Annotated in this window: 11 protein-coding genes and 1 pseudogene; 2 read left to right on the top strand and 10 right to left on the bottom strand. The window is 42.4% G+C overall.

The genetic code is table 11. From position 1 onward, the window contains the following. Nucleotides 1–132: 132 nt before the first annotated feature. The 4 genes and pseudogenes from FQV37_RS06115 to FQV37_RS06100 all read right to left on the bottom strand — a co-directional run bounded on the left by FQV37_RS06115 (nucleotide 133) and on the right by FQV37_RS06100 (nucleotide 4,178). Complete coding sequence (locus FQV37_RS06115) at nucleotides 133–723, bottom strand: DUF1543 domain-containing protein (RefSeq protein WP_102091714.1); 591 nt, start codon at nucleotides 721–723, stop codon at nucleotides 133–135. An 85-nt stretch (nucleotides 724–808) separates the two neighbouring features. Beyond that, nucleotides 809–1,603: a metallophosphoesterase family protein gene (locus tag FQV37_RS06110; protein WP_160021696.1), complete on the bottom strand. Its 795-nt coding sequence runs from the start codon at nucleotides 1,601–1,603 to the stop codon at nucleotides 809–811. Then, the gene (locus tag FQV37_RS06105) at nucleotides 1,596–2,594 is read right to left on the bottom strand and encodes an alpha/beta fold hydrolase (RefSeq protein WP_160021695.1); all 999 of its coding nucleotides are present in this window, start codon (nucleotides 2,592–2,594) and stop codon (nucleotides 1,596–1,598) included. The genes FQV37_RS06110 and FQV37_RS06105 overlap by 8 nt, the downstream gene beginning before the upstream one ends. A gap of 158 nt (nucleotides 2,595–2,752) precedes the next feature. Further along, nucleotides 2,753–4,178 (bottom strand): annotated as a pseudogene (locus tag FQV37_RS06100) (SLC13 family permease). Between the two features lie 409 nt (nucleotides 4,179–4,587). Here FQV37_RS06100 and FQV37_RS14110 point away from each other — a divergent pair. Then, a complete protein-coding gene (locus FQV37_RS14110) occupies nucleotides 4,588–4,740 on the top strand; it encodes a hypothetical protein (protein WP_167514299.1) in 153 nt (50 codons plus the stop codon). Nucleotides 4,741–4,834: 94 nt separating this feature from the next. Here FQV37_RS14110 and FQV37_RS06095 read toward each other — a convergent pair whose 3' ends face one another. Beyond that, complete coding sequence (locus FQV37_RS06095) at nucleotides 4,835–5,530, bottom strand: YoaK family protein (RefSeq protein WP_160021693.1); 696 nt, start codon at nucleotides 5,528–5,530, stop codon at nucleotides 4,835–4,837. A gap of 134 nt (nucleotides 5,531–5,664) precedes the next feature. Next, nucleotides 5,665–6,474, bottom strand: a complete 810-nt coding sequence (locus FQV37_RS06090; protein WP_102093016.1) for an enoyl-ACP reductase FabI — start codon at nucleotides 6,472–6,474, stop codon at nucleotides 5,665–5,667. A 445-nt stretch (nucleotides 6,475–6,919) separates the two neighbouring features. Between FQV37_RS06090 and folE the strand changes: the two genes are divergently transcribed. Next, the gene (gene folE / locus FQV37_RS06085; RefSeq protein ID WP_238052945.1) at nucleotides 6,920–7,516 is read left to right on the top strand and encodes a GTP cyclohydrolase I FolE; all 597 of its coding nucleotides are present in this window, start codon (nucleotides 6,920–6,922) and stop codon (nucleotides 7,514–7,516) included. A gap of 98 nt (nucleotides 7,517–7,614) precedes the next feature. On the opposite strand, the gene msrB is transcribed toward folE, so the two are convergent. From msrB to FQV37_RS06065, 4 genes are all read right to left on the bottom strand, one after another. Next, entirely contained in the window at nucleotides 7,615–8,829 is a 1,215-nt protein-coding gene (gene msrB / locus FQV37_RS06080; protein ID WP_160021691.1) for a peptide-methionine (R)-S-oxide reductase MsrB, read from the bottom strand. A 279-nt stretch (nucleotides 8,830–9,108) separates the two neighbouring features. After that, complete coding sequence (locus tag FQV37_RS06075) at nucleotides 9,109–10,413, bottom strand: iron-containing alcohol dehydrogenase (protein WP_160021690.1); 1,305 nt, start codon at nucleotides 10,411–10,413, stop codon at nucleotides 9,109–9,111. 283 nt (nucleotides 10,414–10,696) lie between these two features. Next, nucleotides 10,697–12,301, bottom strand: coding sequence for an ABC transporter ATP-binding protein (locus FQV37_RS06070; protein WP_420876987.1), 1,605 nt, complete (start codon nucleotides 12,299–12,301; stop codon nucleotides 10,697–10,699). 76 nt (nucleotides 12,302–12,377) lie between these two features. Further along, nucleotides 12,378–13,427, bottom strand: coding sequence for an ABC transporter permease (locus FQV37_RS06065; protein ID WP_160021783.1), 1,050 nt, complete (start codon nucleotides 13,425–13,427; stop codon nucleotides 12,378–12,380). Nucleotides 13,428–13,474: the final 47 nt, after the last annotated feature.

Raw genomic sequence — 13,474 nt, 5'->3', positions numbered from 1 at the left:
AGTGGTTAGATTATGGGGGTAATTGGGGTATGATTCAAGTTAGTCGAGTCCTGATTGCTCTCGTAAGCTGTCCATTAGGTTTATTTAATCAAGCATGTATTGAGTTACTTTTATGAAATTTAGATAAATCTATTATAGCGCCAATTTCTTTAAATTCTTGATGCTTAGATAGCCGACGTACTCTTTGTCTTCTTTAGCATTCAGCTCATCTGTATCACTAATAGGCTCAATCGAAAGCTGAACATTGGAGATAAGATCATTTACGTTATATATGTCATCTATATCTACTGCAAACTTATCATCAATATGAGAAGCTGCATTGAAAGGTGACGTTTTATCTTTAAAAGTAGATTGCTTATAAAAGTCACTTTTTTTTGCTTGTTTGATCGCGTCAGCTTGGTTAGGTGCAACGATGAGTAGCTTATAATGGAATTCTTCAAAACTGTCCTGCTGATAGCCACCTAGATTGATAAAGAATAACTTTAAGTCAGCAGCAGCCTTTAATTGCTGACTTGGTTCAATTAACTTAATGGCATAACTACCCACTTTGGCAATCGCTCGATACGAATCAATATGCCATTTATTTTTTACCTCAGGCCAATGTTCATTGATATCTCCTATCAAGTCACTCACTTGACTGGCTGCACCAAAGAAAATATCGTGTTGCTCAATCAGACGGCCTTTAGGACGGCCGCCCAATTGAACCATATATAGTGTTAGCATTTTACGTAATCTCTATTAAATAAAAACCCATAGTTAATCTAAAGGTAATGCTGTCATTGCTAGGATAGAACGTTTTTAAGTACTGTCATACTGGAATCACTCTACCCGTCTTCAATGCAAATGCCCAATCTTCACGTCCGTTTCTTAGAGCCATATTTGCTGCTGCTTCATGGTCATAAGCGACCCTGACATGCTCAGTTTGCCAATATTTACCTTGTTGAGTCTCAATACATTTGATAAGAGCATAATTAGCATAAGGCGAATAAGTTTGCATCTTATGAATAATAGGCAAATCGTCTTCGTAAGCTGGATAGCCAACGCTACCACTATTCACAATAGTTTGTCCTGACGACAGTACTACTGTACGCGGGATGTGTGTATGACCACATAAGATAACATCATTATCAATACCATCAAGTAACGCCAATATAGTCGCATCATTACGCACTACTGGTTGACCCGTTTCGATATCCTCTAGTAAATATATCATATCATCGGTCGGCGAACCGTGGCAGAGGTATACATCCTGACTTACATGAAAATCAAATGGCAAAGACCGCATCCATTCAATCGCTTTTTTAGAGAGATCTTTGATAATAAAACCCATGGTTGGATTATTAGCAATTTCTGCCGTAGTGGCTTCATAAATCTGCCTATCCTGATTGCCTCTAATGGTAATAATATCATCTCGATTTGCCATTAATAGCTCATAGGTAGCATGAGGCGCTATTGGCCCGTATAAAATATCACCCAGATTGACAATCTGATCAACATCTCGATATCTTATATCGGTAAGCACAGCTTCAAGGGCGTAGACATTACTATGAATATCTGAAATCGCAGCGATGGTTGTTATCTGTTTCTTTTCTAAGTTATCCATTTCCTGACTCACTAATTAAAAACTGCTTTACAACGTCAACGGTTGCTAACGGATCTTCTTCGTGCGGTACATGACCTAAGTTATCAAATATTTTAAGCTGACTATTACGTATATCTCTATGAAATAACGCGGCATTTCCTACAGGAATAAGATCATCTTTTGCACCCCATAAGATCAAAGTCGGTATGTCCAGCTGCTTTATTTGAGCTTGATCACTGTCATCATCAGTCTCATTTAGGCGACGACTTAATGCTTGACGATTACCTTTGCGTAGGGTCAATTCATAGTATCTATCAACCAAGGCATCGTTTACTTTACTATTGTCTGCATACACACTTAAAACGCTTTTCTCAACAACACTTCTGGGTAGGATACGATTTAAAATTGGTGACATCATTGGATATTTAGCAAGTTTAAAACCAATAGGAACATGTTTTGGGGTTGCTGGATAACCAACTGAGTCTACCAATATCAATCGGTTGACACGCTCAGGATACAAAGCGGCGGTGCGCCACGCTACCTTACCTCCTAATGAATTACCAGCTAGCGTGACACGGTCCAGCTTCAAATGATTAAGTACTTCAATGACAAACGCCGCATAATTTTCGCTACTATATTGCGTGCTCTCGTCCACATAAGGACCTGTCAAACCAAACCCTGGCAAATCCATGCTCACGACACAGTATTGATCAGACAGCGCCTTAGTCCAACCTTCCCATGTATGCAAACTTGCCGATGTACCATGCAATAAAACGATTGTTTCGGGTCGGTTTTTTTCGGCTGCATCGCCACGGTGTGTATGACAATTAGCTGACTGCACTACATGCACCTGCATACCTTGTATGTCTATAAATTCGCTGTTGGGTAGTTGCCATTGTGTTAACTCAGCGACGGTACGATCAGGTGCCCAATATTTTGCTATAAATACTATTACCACAGCAATTGCGCCTAGTAATATCAGAACAGTTGCTTTTAATAAGTACTGTGTCATGTGATCAAATCCATTTAATAAGATGACGTTAATAATAAACATTCTATACCGCTAGCTCGTATGATAAGCGATAAAAAACCCCAACGTTCAATTTGTCTTGAACATTGGGGTTTCATTTATACTAAGCAGATATGACTAGGATTGTAATGACTACTTGATTATATCAAGAAAAAGTACGCCCATAGCCCGATAACGATAGTAGCAATGATGTTTAATATGATACCTGTACGAATCATTTCTGTTTGCTTGATCAAACCTGTACCAAACACAATAGCATTTGGCGGTGTGGCAACTGGCAACATAAACGCACACGATGCACCAATACCGATGACCAATACGAGCACCTCATGTGGCAAACCCATCTGCTCTGCAATAGCGGCAAATACAGGCACTAACAATGCTGCCGAGGCAGTATTGGAAGCAAATTCTGTCAAGAAAATAATAAATGCTGAGACTGCCATCATCACAATGATAAGTGGTGCAGAAGACAGCGCAGTTGCTACAGTTTCCCCTAGTACCAAAGACGCCCCAGATACTTTCAGAATTGTCGATAGCGCAATACCACCACCGAAAAGCATGAGCACACCCCAATCCGTATTGTCTGATACTTGCTTCCAAGACACTAGCCCTAAGCTCACTACTGCTGCCGCTGCTGTTAGTGCAACGATAGCATCAGTATCCGTGATATCTAAAGCTGCTCCGATCTTTTTGGAGAATATCCAGCTCAATGCCGTAACGATAAAGACGATGATAGTGACGATACGTGGCTTGTTCCAAGCAATCGGCGCATCATCAACGAGGACAATAGTACGATTTAGGTTCGGCTTTAGGAACACATACATCGCACCCAACAATAATGGTAACAGTACCAACATCATTGGAATACCAAACTTCATCCAGTCTACAAAGGCAATATCGAGTGCTTTTGCAGCAATGGCATTGGGCGGCGAACCAACAATCGTACCCAAACCACCCAGACTTGCTGAATAAGCAATACCTAATAGTACAAAGACAAACGTACCGCGGTCTTTTTCACGATCAACTTGCGTCAAGATACCGAGTGCCAACGGGAGCATCATCGCAGCCGTAGCGGTATTTGATATCCACATCGATAAAAATGCCGTCACACCAAATATCAAAAATACAGCTGTACTCAGTTTGCCACCAGACATCGATAGAATCTTTAGTGCGATCTTTTTGTCTAGCTGCTGCACATGCAATGCTGCTGCCAAAGCAAAACCACCAAAGAACAGATAAATAGTAGGATTGGCAAAGCTTTGCAGACCGATTTCAGCATCGAAGTCTGGTATGCCAACCAAGGCACCGATTACTACGACAAGTAGCGCTGTTATGGTGACGTGCACAGCTTCTGTAAGCCAAAGCACCCCAATGAAAAACAGGACTGCGAGACCTTTATTAGCATTGATATCGAACGGCAACACATTATAAATAATCAACGCAATAATCGCGGCAATAGCGACCACAATTAACCCTTTTCCTGTACCTTTTGGGAAGGTATCAGTAAGTAAATAAATATTCATTACCATCATTAGGAAGATGGCTATCTAGCTTTTGCTCTGACATAGAATGTCCTTATTGAATCAAAGACGGTGTAAGAAACCTAAAAATAAAACATAAATTGTCGGTTAGTGTATTTTGATAATACACATGACCACTGAGGTAAATCTAATTATCTACAAATATCACTTAAAATATATACGTCGAAACTCGTCTTTTTACAACTTATGCTAGTAATTCGTAAACTTCGTCATTAGCCATGTAACTGGCTTCATTATTAGTTGCATCGTTAAGTGCAGCATCAGTTACACATAGTCACTAAACAAGTGTACTCTGTATATGTACAAGACTATGACCACATTGCATACTAGGTAAGTTAAATAAAAGCCAAGCGCTAATAAATACGAGCGTCAACGAATAAAGATTTAATTAAAACATCTCTATTAAGAAGTAAATAAAAACACTGGAGTACTTTATGACAAACGCAAATAAAACGGACTCAACGACCAAAATGGCACCAAAAGACATCAATCAAGATGGCCTAGCCAAAGAAGATCAACAACGTACTGACGACTCTATGCTCGATATGATGCAAGGGATGCATGAGCACGAAGATCATAAAGAATAAGACCAAAGCATGTTTTGATAGCTCGCTATTCTACACCTAAATAAACATGCAAAAAACCAATACAGTTAATAATAGGCACGATAGGCGTTTATCACTATGATAAGCGCCTATCTTTTTTTGGTTCTCTCACCTCTGGCAGATGATCTGAGACATAGTTATATATAAATGCTGCTGTTAGAACGATTGCGATGGGTACAAGCAGCGCATCATAGCTAACTTTGGCAAACAAAAAAGCCCCCACTGTACTGCCACCGCAGAAGCAATACCAAATAATGGCTTGAAAGCCCAATGTCGGCTTACTAATGGAGCGACCCGCAAGCCAGTTACCGATTGCTGCACCCATATCGGATGTCAGTCCTGTCAAATGAGTTGTGCGAATAACTGCTCCACTATAAGTGGCTACCATCGCGTTTTGTAATCCGCAGGCCATCGCTGCTGCCAATTGTCCGAGATAGTCATGCTGCTGATATAACCAATAACTCACCAACAGTAGTGCTGCTTCTAGATATAGCGCTCGTCCATAACGACGACCGAGTTTCAATGATGTCTGTCCAATGACAAAGCCGCTTAGTATAGCCCCTGCCAAAAAGGACAGCAACAAGGTACCAATATATAAAATACTACGCGCGTCTGAATGAGCGATTGCCGCTGCAAACAAACTCACATTGCCCGTGACGTGCGACACTGATAAATTGGCAAACCCCATTAACGCCGTCGTATTCACGCAACCAGCACTAAATGCCAATACTGCCCCGCCCCATAGTATCCACTTTGGTAACTTGGTTATCATATCCCTCGTCCAAAGGCACGTAGCTAAAAAGCCGCATTGCTAAAAAAGCACGTAGCCAAAAAGACTCATAGTATAACTAGAAAAGACAGCCAATTGGCTGTCTTTTCTATTATCAAACGAATCATCTATAACAATTACTGTGCTGGTTCATCAAGCATCATCAACTGCTCGCTGATAGCAACTGTATTGAAACCCGCATCAACGAACATAATCTCACCTGTGATACCAGATGCCCACGGCGACAATAAGAATAACGCAGCGTTACCTACTTCTGTCTGTGTGATATTGCGTTGTAATGGCGCAATTTTTTCGCTGATATCGAGCATTTTACGGAAAGATTTGATACCACTAGCCGCTAGCGTGCGGATAGGACCTGCAGATATCGCATTGACACGGATACCTTCGCCGCCCATAGAAGTCGCTAAATAACGAACACTGGCTTCTAAACTGGCTTTTGCCATACCCATGACATTGTAGTTTGGCAATACTGAGATACTGCCTTCATAAGTTAATGTCAGCATAGAACCATGACGCATTGCAAGCAACTCACGAGCTGCTTTTGCCAATGCCACAAAGCTGTAGCTAGAAATATCATGTGCTATGTGGCTGCCTTCACGCGTGGTAGCATTGACAAAGTCACCATCGAGCTGATCCATTGGGGCAAAACCAATGGCGTGTACCACACCATCAATACCATCACCCCAATGGGCGGTTACTTGCTCAAAACAAGCAGCAATCGACTCATCAGAGGCGACATCACACTCTAGCACCAAATCCGCTTCGAACTGTTCGGCAGCCATGTCCACACGCTTTTTGATTTTATCATTCGGATAAGTCAGGATCAGTGAGGCGCCTTCGCGGTGTAGCGCTTCTGCAATAGCCCAAGCGATAGAGAGTTTACTTGCGATGCCAGTTACGACAAATCGTTGTCCTTGCAATAGCATAAGATTTCCTTTTGAATCAATCGAGATGATTTAGAGTATAGGTTTATTTAGAGTAATCAGAAAGTGACGCGTCATGAAATGATGCAAATCAAAAGATGACTTATTATACACGAATTAGTTTAAGTAAACAGTCGTAAACTGTACTTGTCGACTCTCATTAACGTTGTATTAACCTCTCATTTAGTAAACCAATCAGATATCTGCCATCCATAACGGTCTTTATATAAACGTTCTAAACGGTATACACCGTTATAGTTATGACCCTATTGATTTGTCTGACGACTCTGAACAGATTAAACACTCAACTGCTTGCTACAGCAGTATGAAGTTCAGCAGATTTCGAGTATAATCACAGCCCTTCCCAGCTTGCACAATTTTATAAGAATCCTGACATGATAGGATTCAACGTTAAGCTACACCCACATTTTGGATGGCTGCCAAACTTATGAGTAACACCCCAATAATAACCCCAGATTATAAAGAAAGTACCGAATCCTATCGCCAACTGATTGGTTCAACTGGCGAAGACTTAGATCGTCCTGGTTTATTAGACACGCCTGTACGTGCGGCAAAGGCTTTTGCTCACTTAACCAAAGGCTATCATCAAAGCATTGAAGAGGTGGTCAATGATGCGGTTTTTCCATCGACCAATCGTGAGCTAGTACTGGTACAGAACATTGAGTTTTATTCACTGTGCGAGCATCATATGCTACCGTTCCATGGTGTGGCTCATATTGGCTACCTGCCTGATGGTCAAGTACTGGGGCTATCGAAGTTTGCCCGCATTGTCGATATGTTTGCCCGTCGTCTACAAATACAAGAAAACCTGAGTGAACAGATTGCACAAACCATCATGGATGTTACTGGCTGCCGCGGCGTGGCGGTAGTTATGGATGCATCGCATATGTGTATGATGATGCGCGGTGTTAGCAAACAACATTCAACCACGCGTAGTACCGCGATGCTTGGTGAATATCAACACGACAATCAAGCCCGTAATGAATTTTTGGGTGCGGTACCTAAACGTCAGCCAGCGTTTTAATTGGCTGTTAATTGCTTAGGCTGTTGCGAATAATAACTAAACAAAAAGGACGCATATGATGCGTCCTTTTTGTTTGGCTGAGCGATAGAAAAATAGTACTAACCAACTGGTTTTACATCATCTATCCAGTCACCATAACCAGCAGCTTCCATATCTGCAAGCGGAATAAAGCGGAGAGCTGCTGAGTTCATACAGTAACGCTTACCTGTCGGTGCTGGACCATCATCGAATACATGACCCACGTGTGAGTCAGCGTAGCGACTACGAATCTCAGTACGCGTCCCAAAGATACCGCGATCTGCTTTTTCGACCACCATATTCGTGTTCAATGGACGAGTGAAGCTAGGCCAGCCTGTGCCAGACTTGTATTGATCACGAGAAGAAAATAATGGCTCACCAGATACAACGTCTACATACAATCCAGGCGCTTTATTATCCCAATACTCATTTTTAAAAGCGCGCTCAGTTCCCTCTTGTTGCGTGACTTTATACTGAATGTCACTGAGCGATTTTTTCAGCGTATCTTGTGATGGTTTTACAAAGGTCTCTGGATTGAACCCTGTACTTGCTTGGTCGTTTGGCATTTGGCTAGACGTTACTGTCTGTACACTGGCTGCCGTAGGCTTGAACTGAGTAAAATCAAGTTCATAATCCTTACCATAGACGCTTTCGATAAACTGATAGCGTCCTGAATTGAACGTATAAGCCTTATAACGTATTGGGTTCTTTTTATAATAGTCTTGATGATACTCTTCAGCAGGATAAAAATTGCCAGCAGGAACAATTTCAATCACGACTGGTTTGTCGTATACGCCAGACGCTTGCAGCGATTGCTTAGCCGCTTCTGCTATTTGCTTTTCTTGCGCATTATTATAAAAAATTGCTGGACGATACTGTGTGCCGCGATCAACATACTGTCCTTTATCATCAGTAGGATCAGCGATTCTCCATAGCGCCTGTACTATGCCATTGTAAGTAATTTTCTTAGGATCATAATACACCTGCGCCGCTTCTGTATGCCCAGTACCACCTGCCGACACCTGCTTGTAGGTTGGGTTTTCAGCGGTGCCACCCGTATAACCAGACACGACTTCTACCACGCCAGGGATTTTTTCATAACCTGCTTCAACACACCAAAAACATCCACCCGCTACTGTGGCTACTGCCAATCCTGGCGTAGTCGGTGCGTATGGGTTAGCGGCAGTTGTGTTCTTTACAGTAGAGCTGTTTTCAGTTGATGCGCAGCCTGCGTAAATCGCACTACTCGCTATGATAACTAACCCTATAATTCTAGATGGTAATATGCGGTTCATGAAAATCTCCTAAGCGTAATGTCCTCTAAATATCCTAATGCTTTTGTATCACTGAAACATTCCTATACTGTTATATATTTACAGTTCATTAAGATATTTTTTATCAACTGAGTGTAATAACAAGATAAATTAAACGGTTGTTTGATAACGATTATATATTTTAGTATGAATTAACTATGAAAATAAGACAGAAGCTTTATTATCTCAATGCATTAAAAAAGCCTATCCTCCAAAGAGTAATAGACTTTTTTATTTTAATATCAGTAGCTCTATAAAAAACTATGACGCTGTTTCATTATTACTATCAGCACGTTCATCACTAGCCTGCTTAATCTTCGTTAGAATTTCCTTGATTTCAGCGGCTGATAGATAAGTTGGCACGGCATAAGTATCGCTGACCTCTTTTGCTGCTGCCTTTGCGATATCATTAAAGTCGCTAGTTTGCATACCATTGACAGTTGGATCAATATTTAGATCTGCAATCAAGTTTTTAACTTGCGTGATAAGGTGATCTGCTATCTCACTATCGCCATTGGCTGCTTGACCATCCTGTACCATACCGGTTCTTTTCGCCAATGCAGCCAGTCTTTTTTTGCTCGCTTTGCGATTGACGTCGAGCACATAAGGCAACACGATGGCATTAGCACGGCCATGCGGAATACTATAGTAAGCGCCTAACTGATGCGCAATAGCATGCACATAACCCAGACCTGCTTTGTTAAAGGCAATCCCGCCATAATGAGCGGCGATACCCATCTCTTCTCTTGCTTTTAAATTGCCACCGTCTTTATAAGCTAGTGGTAGGTAATGCATAACAGATTTTACGGCAGAGGCTGCATAATAATCTGTCTCTACGCTAGCATTGGCACTCATCCATGCTTCTAAGGCATGGGTCAATACATCAATGCCAGTATCTGCTGTTATATGGGCTGGCATGCCTTTCATAATAACTGGGTCAATCGCAGCGGCTAGTGGTACCATTCTTGGGTCGATAGACAATGCTTTTTGATGCGTTTTGTCATCAGACACTACTGCACCAAGTGTCGCTTCTGAACCCGTGCCAGCTGTCGTTGGTACGCAGTATAGCGGCGTTGCAGGCTTTCTTGCTTTAAGAATACCGATTAGCTGCTTTGGCTTGCACTTATTGCCTTGAGACATTGCTATCATTTTGGCCGCATCGATCACTGAGCCGCCACCAATGGCTACGATAGAGTCACAATTGGCCTCTATAGACTGACGTAGTCCTTCTTCAACTACTTTAAAAGTAGGATCTGGCGTAACACCGTCATAGATGTGGTAACTGATATTTTTCGCATCTAGATAATCGGTAACTTTTGCTGGTATGCCCAGTTTGTTGAGCACTGCATCCGTGACAATAAACACATTGGTATTGCCTTCATTGATAAGCATATCGCATAGCTCGTCACAGGCAGTCTCGCCAACGAATAACATCGGTCTTCTGATAGGTATCACATAAGATACTGCTTTTAATACCTTTGCCCGAGTCTTAGCCACAGCCAAATAACCAGCATGCTGCAAACTGTTGTTCTTTACCAATTTAGTAATACTGTTTTGTGTTTTCATGAGCACAAAAATCCTTTTTAATGATGGTTTTAACTGCAATAAAGACCGTTAAAGACCGTTTTTGCCAGCCAGTTAAATATTACTAATTTACGAGCGCCAGAATGTATAAAGATACGCATCACAGCATTATAAAATGGGCAGCTCTCTAAAATTATTGTACCACTGCTTTTTTCGTTATGTCGCTATTATTATGAACTGTGATGTGTCAATTTTATACCAAGCCGCTTATTTTAGTCGCTTAGTTTGATTGATCAATCTAAGTGGCTACAGTAAGTCGTTTAAACTAGTCAGTACTTGCCCTTAATAATTGCTGAGTGTAAGTATGTTGTGGATGATTGAAAAGATCTTCGGTACGTCCAGATTCTACGCAAGTGCCTTGTTTTAACACCATGATATGCTGACACAGTGCCCGTACTACCTTGAGATCATGACTAATAAAGACATAACTGATTTCTAGTCTTTCTTGTATTTCACGTAATAAACTAACTACTGTGACCTGTGTGGTACTGTCGAGCGCAGAGGTCGGCTCATCCAATATAAGTAGACTGGGTTTCATAATGAGGGCACGCGCCAGCGCCACGCGTTGACGCTGACCACCTGACAGCTCATGAGGATAACGCTGCGCAAATGCTAAAGGCAAATGTACCGTAGCAAGACTATCTAGCACCGCTTGCTGACGGGCGACTTTATCCACGCCTTGTACTAGCAATCCCTCTTCAACGATTTGCATGACTGTCATACGCGGATTAATACTGGCAAATGGATCTTGAAATACCATCTGAATTTGTGAGCGGAAATTACGTAGTGCTTTTTTGGACAATACTGAGATATCTTGACCATTGACCACTATCTGCCCATTCACACGTGCTTGGTTGCTCAGTAGTTGGCTAAGCCCCAGCGCAATGGTGGTTTTTCCAGAGCCAGACTCACCGACGATACCCAATGCTTGGCCTTTTTGTAGCGTCATATCGACATCTTTGACCGCATCGAACCAGCGCTTGGTACCTCCAAGCAGACCTTTTTCAATTGGGAACTGTACGTTAAGACGCGTCACTTCTAATACGATTGATTGTTTATCTGCGTTATCGTCTTCTATGGTTAATGCTTGCCCAAAGTCTTGCTTGATAAGTGTGCGGGTATAATCAGCTTTAGGCTGATCAAATACCGCTGACGTTTGACCCTGTTCGATGGTTTGACCTTGGCGCATAACGATGACCTCATCACTATAGCGCCTGACCAAATTGAGATCATGACTGATTAATATCATCGCCATATTGTGCTTGCTTTTGAGATCATCTAGTAGCGCTAAAATCTCATGTTGCAAGGTAACATCGAGCGCAGTCGTTGGCTCATCAGCAATTAAAATATCAGGCTGCTGAGCCAATGCCATCGCAATCATTACTCGCTGACGCTGGCCACCCGATAACTCATGTGGGTAACGGCTCAACTTGTTAGAAGGATCTGCAATATTGACATCATTTAGCAAAGCAATGCTGGTGTCTCGCCATTGCTTCTTAGGCACGCCAACTAGACGCAACGATTCAGCGATTTGTTTGGCGACCGTATGTAACGGATTTAATGCGGTCATTGGCTCTTGAAACACCATACCGATACGCTGTCCACGAATAGCACGTAATGCGGCATTACGCGCCTTATCATTCGCTATGGGCAAGGTCGACATGCCTGTTGTACTTGCCAGCTGCACTGTACCCGTGATGATCAAACTATCAGGTAACAGGCCTAATAGCGCAAGACTGGCAATTGATTTACCAGAGCCTGACTCACCAACGATGGCTAATGTTTGTCCCTGTCTTAGCTTATAAGACAGTGCATCGACCAACTGGACACCTGTAGTCGTAGTAATAGTTAATCTATCTACGGTTAGCATAAGTTTATCTTGTGCACGATTAGGGCTTTGACTTGGTGCGCTGTTTTGCTTAGTGGCGATAATATTTTCAGTCATGTTAAGAACGCCTCGGATCAAACGCATCACGCAGCGCTTCGCCAACGAAGATGAGCAATGACAAAATAAAGGTCAAACTAAAGAATCCTGACAAGGCAAGCCATGGTGCATCAAGGTTATTTTTACCTTGTACCATTAGCTCACCAAGAGACGGCGAGCCAGGTGGCAATCCATATCCTAAGAAATCTAGCGCAGTCAAAGCGATAATATTGGCCGTTAGAATAAATGGTAGTTGCGACAAACTAGAAGCTAACGCATTGGGTAAAATATGTCTGAGCATGATTTGGCTGTCCGAAACACCTAAATTGCGTGCAGCTCGCACATAGTCAAAGTTGCGGGCTCGCAAAAACTCTGCCCGTACCAAACCAACCAGTCCCATCCAACCGAACAGTAGCATCATAGCAAACAGCATAATAATGCTAGGACTAAACAGACTGACCAAAATAATAATCATAAATAGCTGAGGCATACCGCCCCATACTTCCATAAATCGCTGTCCTGCCAGATCTACCCAGCCGCCATAATAGCCTTGTACCGCACCAACGATAATCCCAATCAGTGCGCCCGCAAGCGTCAAGGCCAAACCAAACAGTAACGACACTCGCATACCATAAAGTATCCGTGCCAGCACATCACGCCCCATATCATCAGTACCAAGCCAGTTCTGGGCATTGGGCGCTGCTGGATAAGGCAAACCAAGCTCGACGTTCGGCGTCTGGTCGGCAAACGGAATAGGCGGCATTATATAAAACCCTTGCTCATCAATCAGCGACTGCACTGCAGGGTCTTTATAATTGGTTTCGGTCTCAAATACACCGCCAAACGTCGTTTCAGGATAGGCCTTTAATACCGGAAAGTAATAATCGTCTTGATACTGCACTAGCAATGGTTTGTCATTGGCGATGATATTAGCTGCCATACAGATGACAAATATCACCGCGAAAACAAACAGCGATATCACCCCTAGACGATTTTGGCGAAAGCGATTTAAACGCGCTTGCCATATAGGGTTCAATCGTTGCTTTTTTGTGGTAGATAGCTGCTCAGGCATTGGCGCTTTATCTGGTTCGCTATTAATAGTACTGCTCTTTGATGAAG

It is taken from the genome of Psychrobacter nivimaris, assembly GCF_009812035.1.
GTDB lineage: Bacteria > Pseudomonadota > Gammaproteobacteria > Pseudomonadales > Moraxellaceae > Psychrobacter > Psychrobacter nivimaris.
This window is presented reverse-complemented; position numbering and strand designations above follow the sequence as displayed.